This window comes from Vibrio nereis NBRC 15637, assembly GCF_001591105.1.
Lineage (GTDB): Bacteria > Pseudomonadota > Gammaproteobacteria > Enterobacterales > Vibrionaceae > Vibrio > Vibrio nereis.
This window is the reverse complement of sequence record NZ_BCUD01000001.1, coordinates 578,255-601,161: the sequence shown is the minus strand read 5'-3', so window position 1 is coordinate 601,161 and position 22,907 is coordinate 578,255. Positions and strand designations below refer to the sequence as shown.

General features: G+C 42.4%; 25 protein-coding genes. 19 read left to right on the top strand and 6 right to left on the bottom strand.

What is annotated here, in order from left to right; genetic code table 11:
• Position 1 precedes the first annotated feature (1 nt).
• Together VNE01S_RS02695 and rmf are read left to right on the top strand one after the other, a co-directional pair.
• On the top strand, positions 2–1,564 hold the full coding sequence (locus VNE01S_RS02695) for a DUF3466 family protein (RefSeq protein WP_053395394.1): 1,563 nt from the start codon (positions 2–4) through the stop codon (positions 1,562–1,564).
• Between the two features lie 165 nt (positions 1,565–1,729).
• A complete protein-coding gene (rmf, locus tag VNE01S_RS02690) occupies positions 1,730–1,903 on the top strand; it encodes a ribosome modulation factor (RefSeq protein WP_004414030.1) in 174 nt (57 codons plus the stop codon).
• Positions 1,904–2,032: 129 nt separating this feature from the next.
• Here the strand turns inward: rmf and fabA are convergent, their stop codons facing one another.
• The gene (gene fabA / locus VNE01S_RS02685) at positions 2,033–2,551 is read right to left on the bottom strand and encodes a bifunctional 3-hydroxydecanoyl-ACP dehydratase/trans-2-decenoyl-ACP isomerase (protein WP_053395395.1); all 519 of its coding nucleotides are present in this window, start codon (positions 2,549–2,551) and stop codon (positions 2,033–2,035) included.
• Between the two features lie 91 nt (positions 2,552–2,642).
• A complete protein-coding gene (locus VNE01S_RS02680) occupies positions 2,643–4,289 on the bottom strand; it encodes an AAA family ATPase (protein ID WP_053395396.1) in 1,647 nt (548 codons plus the stop codon).
• Positions 4,290–4,461: 172 nt separating this feature from the next.
• Here VNE01S_RS02680 and matP point away from each other — a divergent pair, with 172 nt between their 5' ends.
• The 6 genes from matP to VNE01S_RS02650 all read left to right on the top strand — a co-directional run bounded on the left by matP (position 4,462) and on the right by VNE01S_RS02650 (position 8,165).
• Positions 4,462–4,908, top strand: a complete 447-nt coding sequence (matP, locus tag VNE01S_RS02675) for a macrodomain Ter protein MatP (protein ID WP_053395397.1) — start codon at positions 4,462–4,464, stop codon at positions 4,906–4,908.
• Positions 4,909–4,919: 11 nt separating this feature from the next.
• Positions 4,920–5,231 carry a DUF3634 family protein gene (locus VNE01S_RS02670; RefSeq protein WP_053395398.1) on the top strand — a complete coding sequence of 104 codons (312 nt, stop codon included), beginning with the start codon at positions 4,920–4,922 and terminating at the stop codon, positions 5,229–5,231.
• A gap of 104 nt (positions 5,232–5,335) precedes the next feature.
• Positions 5,336–5,644, top strand: coding sequence for a hypothetical protein (locus tag VNE01S_RS02665; protein ID WP_053395399.1), 309 nt, complete (start codon positions 5,336–5,338; stop codon positions 5,642–5,644).
• Positions 5,645–5,702: 58 nt separating this feature from the next.
• A complete protein-coding gene (locus tag VNE01S_RS02660; protein ID WP_053395780.1) occupies positions 5,703–6,923 on the top strand; it encodes an HDOD domain-containing protein in 1,221 nt (406 codons plus the stop codon).
• 172 nt (positions 6,924–7,095) lie between these two features.
• Positions 7,096–7,566: a GNAT family N-acetyltransferase gene (locus tag VNE01S_RS02655; protein WP_053395400.1), complete on the top strand. Its 471-nt coding sequence runs from the start codon at positions 7,096–7,098 to the stop codon at positions 7,564–7,566.
• 398 nt (positions 7,567–7,964) lie between these two features.
• Entirely contained in the window at positions 7,965–8,165 is a 201-nt protein-coding gene (locus VNE01S_RS02650) for a hypothetical protein (protein ID WP_053395781.1), read from the top strand.
• Positions 8,166–8,404: 239 nt separating this feature from the next.
• On the opposite strand, the gene VNE01S_RS02645 is transcribed toward VNE01S_RS02650, so the two are convergent.
• Complete coding sequence (locus VNE01S_RS02645; protein ID WP_053395401.1) at positions 8,405–9,265, bottom strand: LysR family transcriptional regulator; 861 nt, start codon at positions 9,263–9,265, stop codon at positions 8,405–8,407.
• Positions 9,266–9,364: 99 nt separating this feature from the next.
• On the opposite strand from VNE01S_RS02645, the gene VNE01S_RS02640 reads away from it, so the two are divergent.
• A complete protein-coding gene (locus VNE01S_RS02640) occupies positions 9,365–10,429 on the top strand; it encodes an HlyD family secretion protein (protein WP_053395402.1) in 1,065 nt (354 codons plus the stop codon).
• Positions 10,430–10,437: 8 nt separating this feature from the next.
• On the top strand, positions 10,438–11,457 hold the full coding sequence (locus VNE01S_RS02635) for a DUF2955 domain-containing protein (RefSeq protein WP_053395403.1): 1,020 nt from the start codon (positions 10,438–10,440) through the stop codon (positions 11,455–11,457).
• 26 nt (positions 11,458–11,483) lie between these two features.
• Here the strand turns inward: VNE01S_RS02635 and VNE01S_RS02630 are convergent, their stop codons facing one another.
• Genes VNE01S_RS02630 through VNE01S_RS02620 form a run of 3 tightly spaced genes read right to left on the bottom strand, consistent with a single transcriptional unit; the run spans position 11,484 to position 14,762 of the window.
• Positions 11,484–13,202, bottom strand: a complete 1,719-nt coding sequence (locus VNE01S_RS02630; RefSeq protein ID WP_053395404.1) for a response regulator — start codon at positions 13,200–13,202, stop codon at positions 11,484–11,486.
• Between the two features lie 8 nt (positions 13,203–13,210).
• Positions 13,211–14,395, bottom strand: a complete 1,185-nt coding sequence (locus VNE01S_RS02625; protein ID WP_082331674.1) for an FIST signal transduction protein — start codon at positions 14,393–14,395, stop codon at positions 13,211–13,213.
• A gap of 4 nt (positions 14,396–14,399) precedes the next feature.
• Positions 14,400–14,762 (bottom strand): hypothetical protein, encoded by a 363-nt coding sequence (locus VNE01S_RS02620; RefSeq protein WP_053395405.1) that lies wholly within the window; start codon positions 14,760–14,762, stop codon positions 14,400–14,402.
• 258 nt (positions 14,763–15,020) lie between these two features.
• Here VNE01S_RS02620 and ccoN point away from each other — a divergent pair, with 258 nt between their 5' ends.
• From ccoN to fnr, 9 genes are all read left to right on the top strand, one after another.
• Positions 15,021–16,448, top strand: coding sequence for a cytochrome-c oxidase, cbb3-type subunit I (gene ccoN, locus VNE01S_RS02615; RefSeq protein ID WP_053395406.1), 1,428 nt, complete (start codon positions 15,021–15,023; stop codon positions 16,446–16,448).
• A gap of 13 nt (positions 16,449–16,461) precedes the next feature.
• Positions 16,462–17,082 (top strand): cytochrome-c oxidase, cbb3-type subunit II, encoded by a 621-nt coding sequence (gene ccoO, locus VNE01S_RS02610; protein WP_053395407.1) that lies wholly within the window; start codon positions 16,462–16,464, stop codon positions 17,080–17,082.
• A gap of 17 nt (positions 17,083–17,099) precedes the next feature.
• A complete protein-coding gene (locus tag VNE01S_RS02605) occupies positions 17,100–17,276 on the top strand; it encodes a CcoQ/FixQ family Cbb3-type cytochrome c oxidase assembly chaperone (protein WP_053395408.1) in 177 nt (58 codons plus the stop codon).
• Positions 17,273–18,253 carry a cytochrome-c oxidase, cbb3-type subunit III gene (ccoP, locus tag VNE01S_RS02600; protein ID WP_053395409.1) on the top strand — a complete coding sequence of 327 codons (981 nt, stop codon included), beginning with the start codon at positions 17,273–17,275 and terminating at the stop codon, positions 18,251–18,253. The genes VNE01S_RS02605 and ccoP overlap by 4 nt, the downstream gene beginning before the upstream one ends.
• A gap of 86 nt (positions 18,254–18,339) precedes the next feature.
• Positions 18,340–18,819, top strand: coding sequence for a FixH family protein (locus VNE01S_RS02595; RefSeq protein ID WP_053395410.1), 480 nt, complete (start codon positions 18,340–18,342; stop codon positions 18,817–18,819).
• A gap of 10 nt (positions 18,820–18,829) precedes the next feature.
• The gene (locus VNE01S_RS02590) at positions 18,830–21,202 is read left to right on the top strand and encodes a heavy metal translocating P-type ATPase (protein WP_053395411.1); all 2,373 of its coding nucleotides are present in this window, start codon (positions 18,830–18,832) and stop codon (positions 21,200–21,202) included.
• The gene (gene ccoS, locus VNE01S_RS02585; protein WP_053395412.1) at positions 21,203–21,367 is read left to right on the top strand and encodes a cbb3-type cytochrome oxidase assembly protein CcoS; all 165 of its coding nucleotides are present in this window, start codon (positions 21,203–21,205) and stop codon (positions 21,365–21,367) included.
• Entirely contained in the window at positions 21,364–22,038 is a 675-nt protein-coding gene (locus tag VNE01S_RS02580; protein WP_053395413.1) for a sulfite exporter TauE/SafE family protein, read from the top strand. Before ccoS ends, VNE01S_RS02580 begins: the two co-directional genes overlap by 4 nt.
• A gap of 87 nt (positions 22,039–22,125) precedes the next feature.
• On the top strand, positions 22,126–22,875 hold the full coding sequence (gene fnr / locus VNE01S_RS02575) for a fumarate/nitrate reduction transcriptional regulator Fnr (RefSeq protein ID WP_053395414.1): 750 nt from the start codon (positions 22,126–22,128) through the stop codon (positions 22,873–22,875).
• The last annotated feature ends 32 nt before the right edge of the window (positions 22,876–22,907 follow it).

Here is a 22,907-nt window from a genome sequence, read left to right as displayed (position 1 = left end):
AATGAGTAGTAAAATTTTTAAGTTTTCAGTGGTAGCAGCAACCGTTGCTGCGTCATTTAGTGCCAGTGCAGCTCTTTATAATGTTTATCACAATGAACCAACCGTTGGGGATAGTGAGACTTTTGGTACAGCTATATCTCCAGCAACAGGTGCTACAAGTTGTTTCAGTACAGATTGTGCTGAAGCAGATTATAAGATTGCCTTCGAGCAAAAAGTAAATCCAGAAGGGTTTGATTACCGTAATGAATCGCCATTCCTGATGGAATACGGTTATGACTATCTAGATGATGGTCGTTCAGGGTTTGAAAACTATTGTGATCGTTACCTTGGTTATTCAAATACGCTTTGTGAGAAGTGGGCCGATCATCAGTATTATGATGGTTATGCCAAAGAAGGAAGTGTAAACAACTCTCTCGCGTTTGTTGAAGGTACTGATGTCCAAGGTGCTGAAGATAACGTAATCATTAATCAAATTGATGAGAATGGAGAAGCGCTTGGTACTTATTACAAAGACAGCTTGAAGAACCGCTCTGAAGCTTACGTAGGCACTACAGTTCTTAAGAAGGGAACAGGTGTGCAGAGTAAAGTGTTTGCCAAGCACAATGACCTGTATGTAGGAAGCGTTTCCTTTAGTACCAGTAATGCCTCTGACTTTCGTTCCCAGGCAGCAGTTTGGAATGGTACAGCGGCAGAGCCCGTCCTGATTAAAACGGAGGGAGTGGTAAGTGGCCGTTCTATTCCACAGGGCAGCGCACGCGATATCGCTGATGTAAACGGCACTGTCTATGCTGTGGGGTATAACGCGAGTAGTAACGAGACTCCTGTTGCCGCAGTTTGGGAAATAGAGCTTAGTGACATGGGTGCTAGCATTGGCACGATAACGGAAAAGCTAATCGGCGTTTACAACGATGAAGACAAGTACCTTAACTCTGTTCTGACGTCTGTAAACGACTCTGGTATTGCTATCGGTACTGCTAAGTACAAAGTGCCAAATGGGAATGCCTATTCTAATAGTTTGTTTTATGTACCGAATGTTGCGTCACCGAGCTCTAAGAGCTTTGCAGGGGATATTTTCTTCTCAAGCGCTAACGGAAAAGCAGGGGCAATCAACAACCATAATGTCGTCGTTGGTCAAATCGACTACGAAAGACATAGCGAAAGTAATGGCGGTAAGCCTAGAGCAAAACGAGCATTTGTGGCCCCAATTGAAAATTCACCAAATGCGTCAATTTTCAATAACCGCGGTTGGTATCTTGATGACTTAACAAATGGTATTGCAGCAAACAACGCTTACCGAATCGTTGATGCTCAAGATATTAATGATGCCGGTGTGATTGCAGGTACGGCTTATTACTGTGCTGGTGGATTCGATAATTCAGATATCGACGCAAGTTGTGCATCTGGTGCTTCGAAAGTTGCGGTTAAGCTTGTGCCAGTGAATGGCGCATCTGCGAGCGATATTTCCGAGCGTCCGCGCAAGAAGGAAAGCATTGAACGCCAAGGTGCTTCATTTGGACTGTGGGCTTTGACACTGCTAGGTCTTATCGGGTTCCGTAGAAAATAGAATAAATTTTCATCAGAAGCACAGGTTCACATTTTTGTACCTGTGCTTTTTTTATACCTTGAGATCAGCGTAATTTTGATCGATTCTTAATTGTGGAGTCACAAAAGCTCCACATAAATTTAATAGTAGTACGTTAGAAACACTTTTTTGTATGAGGACGACACTATGAAGAGACAAAAGCGTGACCGCCTGGAAAGAGCGCAATCTCAAGGTTATAAAGCAGGTCTAAATGGCCGTTCTATGGAGGCATGTCCATATCAACAGATGGACGCTCGATCCTATTGGCTTGGTGGTTGGCGCGATGCCAGGGAAGACAAACACTCTGGTCTCTACAAATAACGATTTAATCCACATACAGTAGGAACTAAGCCCCGAAAGGGGCTTTTTAGTTATTACTTAATGCACTATAACTAAATAAGTGTGAGCTAAAAAAACGACTCCTGAGAGTCGTTTTAAAAACTAAAGCACTTAGAATGCAGAAGTATCTTGGAAAAGGCCAACTTTTAGGTCTTTCGCTACATAGATTTCTTTACCATCAACTAGCACACGACCATCTGCAAGGCCCATAACTAGCTTACGGTTCACTACGCGCTTCATATGAATTTCATATGTTACTTTTTTAGCTGTTGGTAGGATTTGACCCGTAAACTTAACTTCACCTACACCAAGAGCACGGCCTTTACCTTTACCGCCAACCCAGCCTAGGAAGAAACCAACAAGCTGCCACATTGCATCAAGACCAAGACAGCCTGGCATTACAGGGTCACCTGGGAAGTGGCAGTCGAAGAACCATAGGTCAGGAGTAATATCTAGCTCCGCTAAAATAAGACCTTTGCCAAAGTCACCTTCAGTTTCAGACATCTTAGCGATGCGATCCATCATAAGCATGTTAGGAGCTGGAAGTTGAGGGTAACCAGCACCAAATAACTCACCTAGGCTTGAAGCTAGAAGATCTTCGCGGTTATAAGAATCACGTTTGTTTTGCATTATCAATTACTCCGATTTTTGATAGGCGCATGTTAGTGAACAGGTGTACGCTAAACAACTCCAACCAGTAATATTATTCGCTTTTATCGCGTTAAGAAAACCAGTTTTTGATGCGTTCCACAATTCCTGGTGGCTGTTCATGTCTTTCAAAGTTTTCAATACGTTGGGCAATCTTGCTAATAACGCTTTCTTTATCATCGCCTCGGAAAGGTTTGCCCATAATAAGAGGGATAGCTTCGTCAACTGTAGAGACAGACCAAATATGAAATTCATTGTTCTTTATACTCTCGACAACGTCTTTGTTTAACGCAAGATGTTTTAAGTTTGTTTTTGGTAAAATGACGCCTTGTTTACCAGTTAATCCTTGATGTTGGCATACGTGGTAGAAGCTTTCTATTTTTTCGTTAAGACCACCAACGGCCTGTACTCGGCCAAACTGGTCAACCGCACCTGTGACCGCGACTTGTTGATTAATAGGGTACTCAGACAGCGCGCTAACAAACGAACAAAGCTCGGCTAGAGTCGCGCTATCCCCATCTACTTCACAATAAGATTGCTCAAAAACAACGGATGCTGAATAGGGTAAAGGTTCGTCTAGTTGTAAAGCACTGCTGACGAATGCTTGCATGATCATCATGCCTTTAGCATGTAGGTTACCACCAAGCTCAGCTTTTCGTTCTACATCCGAGATATCACCATCTCCAAAGTGAATCACGCACGAGATTCGAGCTGGTTCACCATAAGACATAGGGTGGCCTGGTACATCAATCACAGTTAAACCGTTTACCTGTCCAATACACTCACCACGAGTTTCGATGACAACTTGTCCTTCTGTAATGTCTGCCAGCGCTCGTTCAGATAAATACGATTCTCGTTGGTATTTATTGGCGACCGCATTCTCAATACTATCTGATGTAAGGTTCTTTCCATCAGTGTGTAAGCAAGCTTCTTGGAAAAGAGACAGGTACCATAGAGTTTCAATAGGCATGTAGTCCTGATCTTCAGTATAACGAGCACCAGCAGCCATCACTCGATGAATGGCATCAAATGTTAACTCAGGGATTGAATAGCTATTGATTATCCAAGCTAGGTAGCCTAAATAGCTTTCGATGCTAGAGGCATCCAAGGCCAGCTCATTTTCCACTTCTGTATAAAGCGCTAAGCCGTTGTACAGCTCTGGTTCAATGCATTCAAGATCAGATATTTGGTCACGATCACCCACAATAATGACTTTCACATCAAAAGACTGACTTGGCTCGTGTTTGGCTAATCTTTGTGGGTTTACGTTGACAGGGCTACATTCTTGGCCAAGTAAAACTGTTTTTAGAGCTTGCCAACTTACTGGGTTTGCCAAAATTAAGTTGGTTGGAATAATCAAATAACCGTTGTCGGCTTTATGTAGCAGTCCCTCATTAAACGTCGTTATATCACCATTTTCGTTACACATGTATGAACCGAGTAAACTCTGGGATGTAAGAGATTCGGTAACATGCACACATTTATGTGAGTCAGCTTGCTCTAGAGAACGTTTGATTAGGTTACGATAGAAAGCATTATCAATCGAGTTGATAATCAGAGCTCTCGTGAAACCTTGTAGTGATGTAAACGTATTTAAAGATTGCCTTAATCGTGGCTGGATGCCGATAAAATCAACGTGTTCTAGTGACGAGAAACGTTTGATAGCCTCATCGTACTGTGAATATTGTGGCGTTACTGAGCACCAGCTTTCTTGATTCATTGATTTGGTTCATAGATGGAAAATTGGGTGAAAGTATATAGAAAAAGGTAAGTGCGAGATACCGATAATTTATTCTAATGATCTTGATCGACTTTCGATTACAATAGGGATTGTAACTCATAGAGGATAGAGTTACGCTGTCACCTAACAAGTTAACGGAAACTGTGAATTAATGAAATATCAACAGCTTGAAAACTTAGAATGTGGTTGGAAATGGAATTACCTCATCAATAAATGGAAAGCCGGTGAGTCAATCACTCGACACATTGATTCAAGCGAAGCAGATGCTGCTGTCAATGAGTTACGCAAACTTGAGCATCAACCCACACAAGTTCTAGAGTGGATAGACAACCACATGTCCCAAGAGCTAGATAATAAACTCAAGCAAGCTATTCGGGCAAAGCGCAAGCGTCATTTTAACGCCGAACAAATCCACACGAAGAAGAAATCTATCGATTTAGATTACCGCGTGTGGGAAAAGTTATCTTACCGAGCCAACGAGCTTGGTTGTACCTTGTCAGATGCGATTGAGTACTTGTTAACAGAAGCATCGCGCAGTGAAAAGGCGAGTAGGACAGTCAATAATTTAAAAGAAGACTTATCTAAACTGTTAGATTAAGGGGAAGGCATATGCTCTATGTAATATTAATTGCTGCTGCAATCATCTTTTGGCTAGTTGCTGTAGATAGGCCAGTGCTAAAGGTGAAATTTGAAGATGGCAAAATTGTAAAAGAAAAAGGGCATTTTCCTCCCACGTTCAGACACAATGTCACTGATATTGCAGAGCACACTCCGTTCGATGGCGAGCTTAAAGTGTATCAACAACGTACAGGGACAAAACTTCACTTTTCTAAGCAAGTGCCAAAGAAAGTACAGCAGCGCATTCGAAATGTTTTTCCTCATCAAGGTTTTCGTTCTAAAGGCACAAAAAAGTCTGGCTGATAGACATATTAGTTACTGATTTCCCTTCCATACCTCTATCCGATATCCATTCGTTTACTCTCAAACCTGCACCTTTGATATTCTGGGTGCAGGAGGTATCAATAATGAGAGTTCTACTTATATTTTCCTTGCTTATTTCCCATGGAGCAATCGCAGTTGATGACTCAAGTCATAACAAAATAGCTAAAAAGCTGAAGAAACGCATCGAGCGCCAGTTATCTAAACAAGATGCATCTGGTTATTGTGATTTATATATTGAGTTTGTTCATCAAGATAAATGGGCGAAGATAAGACGAGTTAGAGGTACTGGCGATCACTATGTATGCAAAGTAGGCAAGAAAGCAATAAAGAAGGGAGAGCGATTTAAATACAAGCAACCGGAAAAATACATACGGATTCATATTGCAAACTGAGCGATAGCGTCACAAAATATAGATCATTTTATCAATAGTGACATTTGTCTTATTCGTTTTGTTAGTTACCAATAGAAAATATAACAGTGAAGCCACTGCATTAGCGCGAGAAATCGCATTGCTTACTAAAGATCGTCATGCGAAATGGCTAGTTAGCCATAAGTATCTTGTTGATCAATCTGACGTGGATAGTGCATTGAGCCGTCAAAATGAGTTTTGTGACAGTGTCATTTTAAAAGAAGAAGAGCGAATCACTAGGAATCAGCGCTTGTTATTAGAGTGTGAGAGCGAAAAGGTAAAAGAAAGAAGACAGGCCGAAGCAGAAAAGCAAAGAGTTCTTACTAATGTTGCAAAAGAAGTGGCAAGTGAGTCTGAGAAATTTATTTCCGGTTATTTGAATGATCTCTCAGTCATCAAGCTGTTTGGTCGATTCCCTGATTTCTCGTATTTTTTAAGCACAGCATATTCTCCTTCTATTAGCTTTAGTAAGTTTTCCGTTCTTACCACTAACGACAATCAACTCCGTTTAAACTTAATCGCTCTTGTTAATGATCAAAAGTTTTGTGCTCGGATTGGCAAAATGTCTCGTAGTGTTAATGACCCAACAATTGCGTTAGGCACTTTGGGGATCGAAAACTGCAAATCGCTTTTTCCTATCTTAATGATTAAGCCCATTTTACGATGGCACAACCCTGTAACTAAGACCATTGCACCTAAGCTCTGGCAACATATGATCCTTACAGCAAATGTCACCCGGATGCGCCTAGAGGAGGCGAAAGTAAAAAATCCAGAGCAAGGGATATTGTTAGGTGTGCTGCGAACAATCAGTTATTTTGCAATAGTGAATCATTTTCCACAGCTTTTCGAAGATGCGCTGATTAATAAGATGAGGTCCTACCGTGAAAACAACATGCGTGAAGAGTACTACGCGTGTGCGGAAATAACCCCAGATCTGAATATTCTGCCAAAGTTAATCTCTAGGTTGGAAAAGAGTTTAACTCGGAAAGTCGTAGAGGAAATAGAGTGGGGACCTAATAGTCTTCATCTGAAAAGTGCCTTGCTAGATGACCTTAATGACGTCCCTGTACTGCAAAGAAGTGATTTTGGAGTAGCTTTAGCTCAGGCCCAAACTTATGCCATGTTTGACACATTGGACCGCAGCAATGTATTCGTTGAAAAGCATAAGCCGTTTTGGTTTGCCAATGTGCAAATGCCGCCAGATGCATTGAAAAAGATTCGTAGCAGCCATCCTGGTCGAGTGGGTTTAACAACACCTTAATTAATAAAATGCACATCTTAGTGCTTTTTCTTGCCTGTGGTGCACTATAACTAAATATAATAGAGCAATTAATGTACCTACACACGACGTATCAACGAAGCTTAAGTTGACTTATAGCATGTCTATGACACCATAAGCCACTGTTCAATAAGGATAATAAACGGATTGTTAGATGATAAATATACAAAGAATGGAGTCTCAGCGACACCTTAAATATGTAGAACGCTTAAAGGTAGAATCCGAGCAGTTGAAGTTCGTTGGTACAATAGAAGAAATTCTATCTGGATTGGAACTAGAGTGTGAACCGCATGTAATACTCAACGAAAATGAAGTAGTAGGCTTTTTCTTGTTGGATTTAGGTTTTGCAAAACGTTATGGCTTTGCTGAAAGTGATTGTGTCGGTCTTAGAGCATTCTTTATTGATCACCGCCACCAAGGAAAACGATACGGTACTAAATCAGTAGAACAACTAAGACATCACGTAAAAAAATACTACCCAAAAACGTCCAGTATTTATCTCACTGTTAATTGCAAAAACCCAATTGCCAAAAGTTGCTATCTAAAAGCAGGTTTTGAAGATACTGCAGAGCTTTACCTAGGCGGTGCTGCAGGACCACAACATATTATGAGGCTAATGATATAGTCTTCATACGCTAGTGACGGCGTCACTGATGTGATTTGTAATCCAGGCCATTAAGTCTAAGAAATTGGTCGATGAACTTCGGCTGGTATAAAAGAAACTCATCGAGAGTTATCTATGAACAAACTGCTTACCAAATAGGTATCTATTACTTGGTAGTCAATAACATTAGAAAACTAGAGCTTAAAATGGATGGCTTGAAGCTGACTCAAACCGAAGCTGAGTTGTGAATGTTATAAAGAAAACATTTCCAGAAGAGTTAGTCTCAAGTCTCTAAAGCCGCCAACTCGAGTTGATAAATCAAGTGGCTTTCGGTTCAGGCTGTTTGCTTAGCAAAGAAGGAAATAGCTAATGGACAGTTGTTCGGCTACTTGAATGGGCAAGATGCTGAGCCCACATGTATGGTGTCGAACGTCACCAAAGACACAGTACAAAAACTGAATCAGCAGTATGGTTTTAAAGTGGATGACTGGTTCTTATCCAGTGGCCGTTGTGATGGCATCGAAGTTCACGGCCCATACAAGACAGCCGACGAAGCGTGCAAAGCAGCCACAGCCAAATACGGCGTAACTAAGTTAAAATCACCCCTGATAAGCTTCTAATTAAAGTGCGTATTATGTATATTATGTTAAATGAATCTTAATATAAGATAGTGGATTGTACAATTGATAATCCCCTTCACTGTCCGAATAACCTCAGACATTAAACATAATTAATTTACCATAAAATACCTAATAATCATTCTGATAATCAGAGATTAACAAAATGATTATTAGCGCTATATAGATCAGTTTATTGGATTTGTGAGATTCAAATACAGTTTTATATAAGCATAGCCGTTTTATTTGAACTTCTCTCTGATCAGTTCAATCAAAGCTTTAACTTTGTTTGGCAGAAACAACGAAGATGGATAGATCAAAGTTAGGTGTTGTTTTGGATGCGTAAATTCAGGCAGCACTTCTATCAGCGAGCCATCACTCAGCGCTGGTTTTGAATGAGCCTGTGGAATAAATGCAATTCCGTTCCCTGCAATGGCCATTGAACGCAGTAAATTCAAATCGTCTGATTTGAGACCAATGTGCAACTCTAGATCTAGCAAGTTGGCGTTGTATCGATTGGTTAACAGCCTATGTTGTTGCAGGTCCTCGATACTTTTTATTGGTGCGTGCCTGTCTAAGTATTTTCTAGAAGCAACAAAATGGCTGCGATACGGTAGCAAACTGAATTGCACGTAACTGTCATCTGTCACTTTTACCACGCTGGGTAAAAGCTGAAGATCAAAAGCTTGGCGTTTCAGGTCAACACTTTCCTGGTGGTTTTCTATTTCAACTGAGACCTCTGGGTATCGAGATGTATATTCAGTGATGATTGAATTAAAAGCGGCGGAGCTCATTAGTGCTGAAGGAGTCGCTAAACGCACCCTGCCGCTTAGCTCTTGCTGATATTCATGCATCACATTCAGGCCTTGCTGAATATGTTCAACCGATTGACCGACGAGCTCAAATAAACGCTTGCCATGTTCGGTGAGTTCAATGGTTCGCGTGGTACGAATAAGTAACTGAAACCCCATCGCTTTTTCAAGCTCTTGTAATCGTCGGCTTACTTTCGAGCGCTGCATGTTATTCGCTTCAGCCGCTGCGCTTATCCCACCGTGGACGACGGTTTGTGTGAATAGATAGAGATCATCGAAACTTACGTTCATTGTCCTATTTTTAGCTCATTTATGTGCCTTATGTCATTCTACTGAAGTGTGAGTAACTTCTCTATAATTCTTCACCTTATTTGTTATCCGGAACTTCTAATGACAGCAGACCAAAAATTCAGGCATTGGATGCGCACACTAATTGTCCTGTTTATCGTTCTATTTTTATACATTATCATTGCTGACCGCCACGCTCCTCTCACGACAGAAGGCAGAGTGCAAGGATATGTAGTACAAGTTGCCCCCGAAGTCTCTGGAAAAGTGACACAAGTGTTGGTTGAGAATAACCAATTGGTTAAAAAAGGTGATGTGTTATTTACCATCGACGAGCGAAAGTATGAGATCGCGTTAGTCCAGGCTGAACTGTCTCTCCAATCTGCCTATGAGAAAGAGGCAACGTTATACTCCCAGCGAGAAGGTGCATTAGCTAACATTGCACGGGCCCAAGCGACATTTGATAATGCGCACAGTGAATATAATCGTTTACTTAAACTGTCTAGGCAAAAAGTGATTTCGCAGTCTTCCGTTGACAATGCTTTTGCACAAAATCAGGTCGCAAGTGCAACTCTCAAAGCTGAGCAACAGAACTTAAAAGTGATTGAGGCTCAATTGGGAGATAAGAAAGGTGAAAGCACGGCTGTCCGTATCGCCAAAAATCATCTAGAAAAAGCGCAATTAGACGTTACTAATACACATGTAATTGCACCAAGCGATGGCGTTGTCACTAACCTTCAGCTTGAAGTTGGCACGATGGCAAATAGCAATATGCCATTGCTTACTTTTGTGCCGACAGGCTCAATGTGGGTTGCGGCTGACTTTCGTGAAAAGTCGGTGGCCAATGTAAATGAAAATTACGACGCTTTAGTGGCATTCGATGCCTACCCTGGAAGTGTGTACGAATTTGATATTGCCAGCCGTGATTACGGTGTCGCTGCAGCTCAACAAACGCCTAATGGAGATCTCACCAAAGTAGAAGTAAGCAACCGTTGGGTTCGTGATGCACAACGTACTCGGGTAAATTTAACTAGCCAAGAAAGCCTCCCTTCTGCACTTTTTGTTGGGTCGCGCGCGACGATAGTTGTTTATCCAAAGAACAACACGGTTTGGCGTTTAATGGCACAGTCACAAATCCACATCGCTAGCTGGTTCCACTTTATATACTAGGTTCAATAATGAAGACGTTACGAATTTGGTTTGGTTGCTCTCTCGGGCTGGCTTTAAGCATGCTATTTGGCTGGTCGTATGGGTTCTTTGCCATCATGATGCCGTTGTTCATTCTAGGACAAATGGACAAGTTTAATTTACCTAGTTTGTTAATGGTGTGCTTTTCCGCAATTTGGACCACACTTCAAGCAACCTTTATCGTCGAATATTTACAGTTTCACCCTACTCTAATGCTTGCTGCTGTTGGGATCATGATGTTGTTTAATTGCATTGCGATGATGAATCAGAAAACTTACCTATTCGGATATATGGGGCTTCTGGTTGGATCAATCGTATTGAATTTTGCCAGTTATGACTTCATCGATATTGAAGAATTCAACGTCAATATGTGGGTAATGACATTCAGTAATATCTTTGTATGTGCTTTAGCATATTGGTTGTTCCCTGAGCCACAATCATCGACTGAGCAAACAATGCCATCTACGCCAGTGAAAAGTGATGTTGATTATATCAGCCAGGTCGCGATGGGTTGGGTTGTTGCAATGGCCGCTTTCATTGTTTTTCAAGTGGCCGATTTGTATGACTCTTTATCAGCTCAAGCTTCAATACTTATTATCTTGACGCCTATGACCTTAGCTGGTTCGCTGGCAATGGCAAAAATACGGATCATTGGCACAGCCTTAGGTTGTTTAGCTGGCATGGCATTGCAGCTTATTTTAGGCAGTTGGTATGGACATGGACTGCTTTTTTGGCTGGCATTTACAATTGCGATGGGGCCATTTTGTTTATGGTTGACTAAGGGGCAGATCAAAGCTGCGATCGCATTTTCATCTATGTCGGCATTAGCCGTGCCATTGACGACTTCACTCGTCCCAGAGGAAAAAGACGCCTTCTTCTCTATTTTGTATCGCTTCAGCTCAATCTTTATCGCTGTTTTGATTACGGCAATGATAATGTGGGTTGTACACCACTGGATACGCGTAATGTTATTAAAACATCCAGAAATAGAACGACTTCAACCGTCTTAATCTTAAGCACATTACACATTAGTACGCTAAGGGTTTATCACGGCCTTTAGCGTGCTTTGAATATCTTTACTGCGGATCGGTTTTGAAACGAACGCGTTCATCCCTGCATCAAGGCAAGTTTGTTTATCCTGGTCCATGGCATGGGCGGTTAGAGCGATTACTGGTGTTTCTCTACAAAATCTTCGAATTTCTCTTGTTGCAGTAATGCCATCCATCACAGGCATTGAAACATCCATGAAGATTAGGTCTACGGTTCCCATATTGTTTCTCAGGTACTCGACCGATTCTTGACCATTGTTAAGAGTCACCACTTGATGCCCTAATTTTTCCAATAGCAATTTGATCACCATCTGGTTGGTTTCGGTGTCTTCTACGACCAGAATATTTAAATTTTGGCTTATCGAGTTCACATCGTCCTCTGAGATAGTGTCTTCAATCATTTTTGTTTTCACAGAAACCGGCAGTTTGATGGAAAATGTTGAACCTTCACCGAGTGTGCTTTCAAGTGAAACATCGCCTTGCATGAGCTCGACTAAATGCTTGGAGATCGTAAGCCCTAGACCACTCCCGCCATATTTTCTCGTTATTGAATCGTCAGCTTGTTTGAATTGGGAGAAAACCGTTTCTAGTCGTGATTTATCGATACCAATCCCTGTATCTTTCACAGTGATCTCTAAATTCTTGTTAATGAGTTGAGCTTTTAAGTCAACAGAGCCTGATTCCGTAAACTTGACTGCGTTACCGAGTAAATTGAATACGATCTGCATAACCCGGGCTGGATCTAGGTGGAATAGTAAGTTCGGTTCAAATTCTATAGAAACTGAAAAATCGAGGCCTTTCAATGTGGCTACATGCTGGAAGTGTTCAAGGATGTAGGTGAATTCCGAATAAAGGTTAACCCAGCGGTTTTTAATTTGGAAACCGCCGCTTTCAATCCTTGAAAGCTCTAGAATATCGTTGATCAAAACTAATAGGTGTTCCGCGGAAGATTCCATTTTACCCAGTATCTCAACTTGCTGGGTCATTTCTGCCTCTTCCTTCAATACATCAATATAACCGAGTACTGCATTTAAGGGGGTTCGAAGTTCGTGGCTCATCATCGCAAGAAAGCGAGATTTGGATTTATTCGCCTGTTCTGCTTTTAGTTGAGCGTGTTTGAGTTGCTTCGTTCGAACGTCAACCAATTTTTGGAGTTGTTCTTTGTGCTCTATGTCTGTTAATGCTCTTTCAATTAAAGGCCTAAATCTTGATAGAGTTGCACTGGAGTTTAGGCTGAACTGCCCCGCTCTTTCACCTACCAACAGTATGACGGATTCCGTTACAGTTGTTTTAACCCCTGTAAGCAACGCTGCATTAATGTTTTCTGCTTGTGAGCACTCTAAACCTGAAAATTCAAACGATTTAGTTGGCTCAAATAAAATAATGCAATCACCATTGAGAGCGCGTGAAAACTTCTTCCCACTAAACCATGTAATATCATCAAATGTGGTGTTGGACGTCAGTAATGTTTTGAAGTGTTTGTCTTCTACGTTTTTGCTGAGAACAATAAAATCTGTGAAATCTATATATAGAGAGAGAACGCTTTTAAGTTCATGAAAAATCTGATGTTTGTTGGTAGCGCTAGTAATACTCGATATAGCGTCAAGAATAGAACGGTTTTCCGAAATAAGCCTAGCTTCTCGCTCTTGGCTTTGTTTTAGCTCGATTAAAGCTTCATTAAGTTGTTCTTTTATTTTTATGCACATAGCGTCGTTCAAGAGGAATAAAAAGTAACGGACGAAATCATCAAATTACCATGGCCATTTTCACCGTTAATAAAACGGCCTTGTTCGCCAAACGTGAAAGGACAGATAAATGGCGTGTCTCCCATCTCTTGTTTTATAATTTGATACACTTCGTTGATATCATCCCCCAGATATTTCATTGCGCCTGCACATATAATGCATACCGCACCTGACATTTCGACACTACTATTGGACTGACGCTTAGCTTCTTTAATAACTCTAGCTGGACGTGTCATGAGCTCCCTTTTATCACCAGACATGAGCGTGACTTGATCGCCTACTTCAATATTTGTGAATAAATGAATACCGCCATCGGGGTTAACATCAACTGGATGGGAAAGTTTATAATAAGGTTGGCCATAAAGTGTCCCAGCGATCCTCCCTAATGGGAACTGAGTCACGAATTCAAACTTTAAGTGCTCTGGCACTGTGGTGCCGGCTTGTTCGCATATCCACTCCCTATAAACATCTTGAGCAGGTTTACTATCAATCTCAAGTAGCTCCCTTTCACTGGCTTTTGTCACAATGCCTGTTAATGAGGTCGGTGAATAGCCTGCGCTAAAGCCAGATGCCAGTGATTTAGATGGAAAGAGCAATTGAATGGCAAACCCGTTATTGGTCGATTTATCTTCATTGAAAATAGACCATTGCCTTTTGATCCCGTTATCTGCAGCAGAGGCACCTACAATTGGGATTGGTGTCTGGAATACGTCATCAATAGAGCGAATGAGTGTTTCTTCAAATCCAGGAGTACTGTGTACAATCGCGAAACTAGGCACTTCACCTTCTCTGCCCGCTTTTTTAAGTGCAACATCAACGGCTTTTCTGACCATTTTTGAAGACACTTTATCTCCAGAAAATGTGACTAACCCTGAACCATATGCACTTAAGCCCGAATCGTAAATCGCGATAATGCCTATCACTCTACCAAAATGAACCCCTCGCTCTGTCATGATCCCCTTAGAGGTAGAACAACCGAGAATGGAGACATTTGGCAGTGAATTTCTAAACGCTTTACTGAGTTTTTTGGCACTATAATCTTGCGTGAAATAGCAGATTACGCTCGAAAGATTCTTCGTTTCGATACCTTCTAGCAACTCTTTAATCGCGATTTTTTCGTTTTGTTCGAAAGATATATGAGTCTTAAAATCCATTTAGTTACTTACTAAAGTTAAGTGTTTTAGTGGCGCCTTCATGCGATGTGAGTTTTATCGTGATTTCGTCTTGTGATTCAGAGAAATGAATCATCCAATTTTGTTCATTTTTCTGAATTGATGTATAAGGCGATAACACTTCTAAACTCCAATTTTCGTCATGTGGAATGATAGAAAGAGAGCTTTCATTTATATGGGCTGAAAATTCGCCGTTTCCTGCATCAAAAACACACTCGATTCCTGCCTTACAGTCAATATTCGCAACAGAATTATAACTGGCCGTTCTCCAAAAAAACGCTGTTAAAAGTAAGGTTAACATGATGATTATTTGAACAAAACGACCTCGAGTGAGTTTCTGGGCTGCCATTAGGTGTGTTTCTCCGTGTAACAAACTTCAAAGTTTTAAAATAAAAGGCCAAATCCTGACCAAGTGTAAGGTTACTACTCTGTCATTGATTTGTTAAATGCAGTATAGTTGGCGGCTGAAAATGCCACTTTTTTTAAAAACCGATAAGATTATTTAACCGACTGAAATCGGCTTTGTTTTCTTCAAGTTTTGGGTGGCATTACGACATGTGTCGTGTTGGAAGTAAAGTGTAGTTAATTAGAAATTGGAAGCATGCAAATGAGCCAAGAAAAGCAGCTTGAACAAAACTACAACTATACAGTCGTTCGTCAATTTACCCTTGTTACCATTTTGTGGGGTATTGTCGGCATGGCTGTTGGTGTTTTGATTGCCGCTCAATTAGTTTGGCCACAGCTAAACTTTGATACGCCGTGGTTGACGTACAGTCGCTTACGTCCTCTGCATACTAATGCGGTTATTTTTGCGTTTGGTACAAGTGCTCTGTTCGCAACGTCTTACTATGTTGTGCAGCGTACCTGTCAAACTCGTCTATTTGGTGGCCCTCTTGTCGCCTTCACCTTTTGGGGCTGGCAAGCCGTTATCCTAGCAGCAGCAATTACGTTACCTTTGGGTTACACCTCTGGTAAAGAATATGCTGAACTTGAATGGCCAATCGATATTGCTATCGCGGTTGTTTGGGTTTCTTACGCCATCGTGTTCTTTGGAACCTTGGTGAAACGTAAGACATCTCACATTTATGTAGCAAACTGGTTCTTCGGTGCCTTTATCATTACTGTTGCGGTTCTTCATATCGTAAACAGCATGGCTATCCCTGTCTCTATGGGTAAATCGTACTCGATTTATGCTGGTGCAGTGGATGCGATGGTTCAGTGGTGGTACGGTCACAACGCGGTAGGTTTCCTACTAACAGCTGGTTTCCTAGGTATGATGTACTACTTCGTTCCTAAGCAAGCTGAACGTCCAGTTTACTCTTACCGTCTGTCTATCGTTCACTTCTGGGCTCTTATCTCCCTATACATTTGGGCTGGCCCTCACCACCTACACTACACTGCACTTCCAGATTGGACGCAGTCGATCGGTATGGTGATGTCGCTTGTTCTATTTGCGCCTTCATGGGGTGGTATGATCAACGGTATCATGACGCTGTCAGGTGCATGGCACAAACTACGTTATGACCCTATCCTACGTTTCCTAATCGTATCGCTATCTTTCTACGGTATGTCTACGTTTGAAGGTCCAATGATGTCGATTAAGACAGTTAACGCACTGTCTCACTACACAGACTGGACGATCGGGCACGTACACTCTGGTGCTCTAGGCTGGGTTGCAATGGTATCAATCGGTTCGGTATACCACTTGATCCCGCGTCTGTTCGGTCAAGAACGTATGTTCTCTGTTGGACTAGTTAACGCGCACTTCTGGCTAGCAACTATCGGTACGGTACTGTACATCGTTGCTATGTGGATCTCTGGTGTAATGCAAGGCCTAATGTGGCGTGCTGTTAACTCTGACGGTACATTGACTTATAGCTTTGTTGAGTCAGTAGAAGCGTCTTATCCATTCTACTTTGTACGTTTCCTAGGTGGTTTCATCTTCCTAAGTGGTATGTTCCTAATGGCATACAACACGTACAAGACTATTTCAGCGCCAAAAGCTAGTCTTAAAGCAATTCAGCAGCCGGCATAAGGAGATTTAAAGAATGAGTTCTAATTCTAACAATCGCCACGAAATTGTTGAACGCAATGTCGGTTTACTCGCGATTCTTATTGTTTTCGCCATCAGTTTGGGTGCTTTGGTAGAGATCACACCGTTGATTTTCCAAAAGCAAACGACTGAAGCTGTTGACAATCTACGCCCATACACCGCTCTAGAGATGGAAGGTCGTGACATTTACACCCGTGAAGGTTGTAACGTATGTCACAGCCAGATGATTCGTCCTTTCCGCTCTGAAACTGAGCGTTACGGTCACTACTCTGTTGCTGGTGAAAGTGTGTATGAACACCCATTCCTATGGGGCTCTAAGCGTACAGGTCCAGACCTAGCACGCGTTGGTGGTCGTTACTCTGACGAGTGGCACCGTGTTCACCTAATGGATCCTCGTGAACTAGTTCCTGAGTCAAACATGCCTGGTTTCCCATGGCTGGCTGACAATGTGCTAGACGGAAAGCTTACACAGAAGAAGTTAGAGCTATTCCGCGACCAGTTCGGTGTTCCGTATAAAGATGAACAAATCGCTAACGCGGCTAAAGAAGTGGAAGGTAAAACAGAGATGGATGCCATCATTGCTTACCTTCAGTCTCTTGGTCACGCAATGAAGTAATTAAAGGGGGTGAAATTATGGATATCGGTACTATTCACAGTATTTGGACCATAGTTCTGTTCGTTAGCTTTCTGGGTGTTGTGTGGTGGGCTTACGGCAAGAGTCGCAAATCTCGCTTTGACGAAGCTGCAAACCTTGTTTTTGCTGATGAAGAAAAAACGCCCAAAAAAGAACAAGGAGTGACTAAGCAATGACTACATTTTGGAGTCTTTGGATAATCATTATTACAGTCGGCACTCTTGTCGGCTGTGCAGCGCTGCTTATTTGGTGTCTTAAAGATAAAATGGGCGTTGAAGAGAGTGCAGATATGGGCCACGAATACGATGGTATTCGTGAGTTGAATAATCCGTTACCGAAATGGTGGACTTACCTATTCATTGGTACGTTTGTTTTCGCTGCGGCTTATCTGACGTTGTACCCTGGTCTGGGCAATTTTAAAGGTGTACTAGGTTGGACGAGTTCTGACCAAACAGTAACCACTTTAGAAGAGTCAAAAGCTTCGATTGCCGCTGCGCAAAGCAACAAAGAGCTTAACCAGTTTGCAAAAGAGCTAGATGATGCTGAAGCATACTTTGGAGAAGCATTTAAAAGCTTGGCGTATGTTGATGGTTCAAATGAACTGCGCCCGATCCCTGAAATCGCAGCGGACTCTGAAGCAGTAAAAGTAGGCCAACGTTTGTTCCTACAAAACTGTTCACAGTGTCACGGCTCCGATGCTCGTGGTCAGAAAGGGTTCCCTAACCTGACTGACGATGCATGGTTGTATGGCGGTGAACCAGCAGCGATCGTAACAACGGTTATGCACGGCCGTATTGGTCAGATGCCATCTTGGAAAGATGCTCTTGGCGAACAAGGCGTGAAAGAAGTTGTTAGCTACACACTTAGCCTATCTGGCCGTAGTGTTAACGCACGTGAAGCCGAGGCTGGTAAAGCTCGTTTCGTTGTGTGTGCAGCTTGTCATGGTACAGATGGTAAAGGTAACCCAGCAGTGGGTGCACCTGACCTAACTGACCAAGATTGGTTGTTCGGTAGCTCGCGCGCGGAAGTAACTGAAACAGTAATGAACGGTCGTTCAGGTGTAATGCCAGCTTGGAAAGATATTCTAGGCGAAGACAAAGTTCAGCTTGTTGCATCTTACGTTTGGAGTTTAAGCAACTCTGACAATAAGTAACTTTTCAATAACAGCCCCTTTTTAAGGGGCTGTCTTTCCTTTACAGTTAAGCCCTAATTTTCATCTTACAAATTGAGAACTTTTTTATGGTAAAGCCTTGGTATAAGCAGTTTTGGCCGTGGTTTCTAATTATCCTGCCACTTACTGTAGTCGTATGGACCGTTATCACAGTCGTGATTTTCTCTCAGAATTCAGTATCACTTGTTACTGAGGATTACTATAAAAAAGGTAAAGGCATCAACATTGATATTACTAAGATCAATGTTGCGAAAGAACTACAGCTAGGAGCTGCGATTTCTTCTGATGGCAATAGCATTGTTATCAAATTTGATAAAGGCCAGCTTGAGCACTACCCAGCCATTACTGCGATGTTTGCTCACCGTACCCTGCCCGATCGCGATTTTTCTCAGATGATCACCTCTGACGCTAAAGGTGTATACCGTTTCGAACTGGACCATGAATTACAGGGTCCTTGGTTTATTGAGCTCACTCCTCATGATAAGAAATGGTTAGTTCAAGGACGAGTTACTTTCCCATCGTCCGCCCCTGTCCTATTAACAAACTAGTCGTAAGCTTATGTGTAAGTCGTGTTATCACTGCGGTGAAGAAGTACCAGTCAACACGGATTTTAAGGTAGAAATCCTCGGTGAAGTTCGGGACATGTGTTGCCCTGGCTGTGAAACGGTCGCGCAGACAATTGTCGATAGTGGTCTAGTGTCGTATTACCAGTATCGGACAGCACCTGCAGAGAAAGCAGATTTGGTGCCTGAGCAACTACAGGCGCTAATTCATTATGATAATGAAGAGGTTCAGTCAGAGTTTGTGCGTAACTCTGACGAACGCTCCGAAGTGACGCTGTCACTAGATGGTGTGTCATGTGCTGCTTGTGCTTGGCTGATTGAAAAGCAAGTCTCACAAAAAGCTGGTGTATTATCGATTCGAGTTAACACGACGACAAACAGGGCCATTCTCGCATGGGACAAAAGCAAAACACGACTAAGTGAGCTCCTGTCTTCTATCCATCAGCTTGGTTATACCGCAGCCCCTTTTGAAGCCGATAAACAGGAAGCTTCATACCACCAACAAATGAAGCAATACCTGTATCGTTTAGGTATTGCAGGGTTGGCGACTATGCAAGTGATGATGCTGGCAGTCGCGCTGTACTTAGAAGTGTTTGGTGATCTTGAACCCGAATTTAAAAACTACTTCCGCTGGGTGAGTCTAATTTTTGCCACGCCAGTGATGCTCTACTCTGCTTTGCCTTTCTATCTCAACGCTTGGCGCAGCATTCGCAGTGGAACGCTGGGTATGGATGTTCCTGTTTCTATCGCCATGATTTTTGCCTACTGTGCGAGTCTTGTAGCGACGGTTACAGAGCAAGGTGAAGTGTTTTTTGAGTCCATCTCAATGTTCGCCTTTTTCCTACTTGTTGGACGTTTTCTTGAGATGCGAGCGCGACGTAAGGCTGCAGCTGCCAGTGGTAATTTGCTGAAACTTATCCCAGCAATCGCAACCACATTAGATGGTGAACAAGTTCCAGTGAAAACGCTCACTCTTGGAGACCGTATTCGAGTGCTTCCAGGAGAGCACATCCCAGCGGATGGAAAAATCCTTTCCGGTCGTGTACATATTGATGAGTCGATGTTGACAGGAGAGTCTGTACCAGTAGTCAAAACCGTTGATGACCACGTATACGCGGGTACCTTGAACGGTGAAGAGTCCTTCGAGCTTGAAGTGATGTCGTCTAAAGCAGACTCTATGATTTCCAATATCGTTCGCCTTCAAGACGAAGCACAGTTATCCAAGCCTAAAATCGCAGAAATTGCAGATGTAGTAGCACGTTACTTTGTTGCTATCATTTTGATTGTCGCGGCTGGCACTTGGTTTTTCTGGCATGAAACTCGTCCTGACGATGCATTCTGGATACTGCTCTCCGTACTGGTTGCAACCTGCCCGTGTGCCCTTTCTTTGGCAACTCCAACAGCACTGACTTGTGCGACCTCACGAATGGGCAATTACGGCATTCTTTTGCGCAAAAGTCATGTATTTGAAACATTGTGCAAAGTTAACCACTTAATCGTGGATAAGACAGGTACATTAACGCATGGGGATATTGTGATTAGCAATGTAGAGACGCACTCGACATTCTCTAAAGAGCAATCTATCTCTATCGCCGCAGCTTTAGAGTCACATGCCAACCACCCTATTGCTCGTGCATTTAAAGTTTACACCGACCAAAATGTCGCTGTCTCTGACGTGGAGAATATTATCGGCTCGGGCATTCAGGGGGATTACCAAGGCAAGCAAACCAAAATTGGTAGTGCTCCTTTTGTTTTGGGAGAAGCCAACAGTGGAGAGCCAAACTCTATATATCTTGCTTTAGACGATGTCCATATCGCTACCTTCAAGTATCAAGATCCGATTCGTAAAGAGGCAAATTCGTTCATAGAACGCTTCCAAAAAGAAGGCATCAAAGTGACACTTCTAACCGGTGACTCACAGATGAATGCTGACAGTGTGGCCTCTGAAATTGGTATCGATAAAGTTGTAGCCAATGCGAAACCACAAGATAAGCTCGGATACCTGAAAAATGCTGATAGTGCTGATGTCACAATGATGATCGGTGATGGTATTAACGACGCGCCGACACTTGCAGGTGCACATTTGTCTGTTGCCATGGGTGGCGGTGCAGACGTTGCAAAAGCGTCTGCTGATATGGTTTTACTCGGGGATCATTTAGAGCGTATTTTAGATGCTCGCCAACTTGCACTACAAACACGAAGAATTATTCGTGAGAACTTAGCTTGGTCGTTAGGGTACAATTTACTGATTCTTCCACTTGCTGTAGCTGGCTTAGTGGCACCTTATTTTGCAGTTGTGGGTATGTCAGCAAGCTCGATTATTGTAGTATCTAACTCTCTTCGCTTGCTCAAGGAACAAGGTAAATAGATGGAAAGCTTATATATTCTCATCCCTATTGCGATCGTATTAGTATGTGTAGCCGCCGCAATATTCCTTTGGGCGGTGAAAAGTGAACAATTTGAAGACTTAGAAAGACAAGGTCATAACATTTTGTTCGATGACGATGAGAAGAAAGAGAACGACAATAAATGACACCTGACTGGATTGGTGCGTTTGCCATAGGTCTTGTCGGCGCTGGCCACTGTATGGGGATGTGTGGCGGTATTGCCTCAATGCTGACATTGGGCCAAAGTAACCCTTCTAAATTTACCCCTCTCTTTTACAACTTAGGTCGCCTGTTAAGTTACGCACTTATTGGTGGCCTGGTTGGTGGTGCTGTTTCATCCATCTCTGAGGTGAGCCAACTAAACAATGTTCTAGTTTGGCTAAGAATCGCAGCAGCGATATTCATGGTACTTCTTGCTTGTTATATTGGGCGTTGGTGGCACGGTTTGCTTTACATCGAAAAGTTAGGTCAAATGCTGTGGCGACTTATTTCGCCTGCTGGGCGTTCGTTGCTACCACTAAAAAGCCCTGTTCATGCTTTACCATTTGGTTTTATATGGGGTTGGTTACCTTGCGGGCTTGTCTATTCAACGTTGACATGGTCGGCAGTGTCTGGTGATGCGTTCAGCGGTGCACTGGTTATGCTGGCTTTCGGGCTGGGCACTTTACCAGCGATGTTGCTGGTTGGTCACTCAAGTGGAGCTTTGTATAAACTTCAAAACAATGTCATATTTCGTCACATTGTTGCAAGCGCATTGTTATTGTACGGACTGTATACTGGCTATGGCGCAATTAGAATCTTATCAATAACTTATTAGGCCGCTTACTCGGGTATTTTTTTACACTACCCTTTAGCGTTAATGGGTGCTAAAATATTGATGTATATCAAATAGTGAAAGGTTGTTATGATTTCTGAAAAACCTGCAACAAAGCGTATCCAATCAGGTGGTTGTGCAATCCATTGCCAAGACTGCAGTATTAGTCAGCTTTGTATTCCATTTACTCTTAATGAGTCAGAATTAGATCAACTCGATCAAATCATTGAGCGTAAGAAGCCAATCCAAAAAGGGCAAGAACTCTTTAAAGCGGGTGATGAGCTAAAGTCTCTTTACGCTATTCGTTCAGGCACAATTAAGAGCTACACGATTACTGAGCAAGGCGATGAACAGATCACAGCTTTCCACTTAGCTGGAGATTTGGTTGGATTTGATGCTATCACAGGTGATACACATCCAAGTTTCGCGCAAGCATTAGAAACAGCAATGGTTTGTGAAATCCCTTACGAGACCCTAGATGATCTATCCGGCAAGATGCCTAAACTACGCCAGCAGATCATGCGTTTGATGAGCAACGAAATCAAAGGCGACCAAGAAATGATTCTTTTGCTATCTAAGAAGAACGCAGAAGAACGCCTAGCTGCATTTTTATATAACCTCTCTACTCGTATCTCTCAACGTGGATTTAGCCCTAGAGAATTCCGCCTAACAATGACTCGTGGTGACATTGGTAATTATTTAGGTCTGACCGTAGAAACTATTTCTCGCCTTCTTGGTCGATTCCAGAAAGCAGATATTCTGAGTGTCAAAGGTAAGTACATCACGATTATTGACCACGATGCTCTAATGGAACTGGCTGGCGTTTCTTCAGAATCTTAATAACATCAATGATGTAGCTCATATTGAGCTAC

Bases quoted from the DNA above. Each gene is read 5' to 3' on its own strand.
- VNE01S_RS02695 (WP_053395394.1), top strand. From the start codon at position 2: ATGAGTAGTAAAATTTTTAAGTTTTCAGTGGTAGCAGCAACCGTTGCT.
- rmf (WP_004414030.1), top strand. From the start codon at position 1,730: ATGAAGAGACAAAAGCGTGACCGCCTGGAAAGAGCGCAATCTCAAGGT.
- fabA (WP_053395395.1), bottom strand. From the start codon at position 2,551: ATGCAAAACAAACGTGATTCTTATAACCGCGAAGATCTTCTAGCTTCA.
- VNE01S_RS02680 (WP_053395396.1), bottom strand. From the start codon at position 4,289: ATGAATCAAGAAAGCTGGTGCTCAGTAACGCCACAATATTCACAGTAC.
- matP (WP_053395397.1), top strand. From the start codon at position 4,462: ATGAAATATCAACAGCTTGAAAACTTAGAATGTGGTTGGAAATGGAAT.
- VNE01S_RS02670 (WP_053395398.1), top strand. From the start codon at position 4,920: ATGCTCTATGTAATATTAATTGCTGCTGCAATCATCTTTTGGCTAGTT.
- VNE01S_RS02665 (WP_053395399.1), top strand. From the start codon at position 5,336: ATGAGAGTTCTACTTATATTTTCCTTGCTTATTTCCCATGGAGCAATC.
- VNE01S_RS02655 (WP_053395400.1), top strand. From the start codon at position 7,096: ATGATAAATATACAAAGAATGGAGTCTCAGCGACACCTTAAATATGTA.
- VNE01S_RS02650 (WP_053395781.1), top strand. From the start codon at position 7,965: ATGGTGTCGAACGTCACCAAAGACACAGTACAAAAACTGAATCAGCAG.
- VNE01S_RS02645 (WP_053395401.1), bottom strand. From the start codon at position 9,265: ATGAACGTAAGTTTCGATGATCTCTATCTATTCACACAAACCGTCGTC.
- VNE01S_RS02640 (WP_053395402.1), top strand. From the start codon at position 9,365: ATGACAGCAGACCAAAAATTCAGGCATTGGATGCGCACACTAATTGTC.
- VNE01S_RS02635 (WP_053395403.1), top strand. From the start codon at position 10,438: ATGAAGACGTTACGAATTTGGTTTGGTTGCTCTCTCGGGCTGGCTTTA.
- VNE01S_RS02630 (WP_053395404.1), bottom strand. From the start codon at position 13,202: ATGTGCATAAAAATAAAAGAACAACTTAATGAAGCTTTAATCGAGCTA.
- VNE01S_RS02625 (WP_082331674.1), bottom strand. From the start codon at position 14,395: ATGGATTTTAAGACTCATATATCTTTCGAACAAAACGAAAAAATCGCG.
- VNE01S_RS02620 (WP_053395405.1), bottom strand. From the start codon at position 14,762: ATGGCAGCCCAGAAACTCACTCGAGGTCGTTTTGTTCAAATAATCATC.
- ccoN (WP_053395406.1), top strand. From the start codon at position 15,021: ATGAGCCAAGAAAAGCAGCTTGAACAAAACTACAACTATACAGTCGTT.
- ccoO (WP_053395407.1), top strand. From the start codon at position 16,462: ATGAGTTCTAATTCTAACAATCGCCACGAAATTGTTGAACGCAATGTC.
- VNE01S_RS02605 (WP_053395408.1), top strand. From the start codon at position 17,100: ATGGATATCGGTACTATTCACAGTATTTGGACCATAGTTCTGTTCGTT.
- ccoP (WP_053395409.1), top strand. From the start codon at position 17,273: ATGACTACATTTTGGAGTCTTTGGATAATCATTATTACAGTCGGCACT.
- VNE01S_RS02595 (WP_053395410.1), top strand. From the start codon at position 18,340: ATGGTAAAGCCTTGGTATAAGCAGTTTTGGCCGTGGTTTCTAATTATC.
- VNE01S_RS02590 (WP_053395411.1), top strand. From the start codon at position 18,830: ATGTGTAAGTCGTGTTATCACTGCGGTGAAGAAGTACCAGTCAACACG.
- ccoS (WP_053395412.1), top strand. From the start codon at position 21,203: ATGGAAAGCTTATATATTCTCATCCCTATTGCGATCGTATTAGTATGT.
- VNE01S_RS02580 (WP_053395413.1), top strand. From the start codon at position 21,364: ATGACACCTGACTGGATTGGTGCGTTTGCCATAGGTCTTGTCGGCGCT.
- fnr (WP_053395414.1), top strand. From the start codon at position 22,126: ATGATTTCTGAAAAACCTGCAACAAAGCGTATCCAATCAGGTGGTTGT.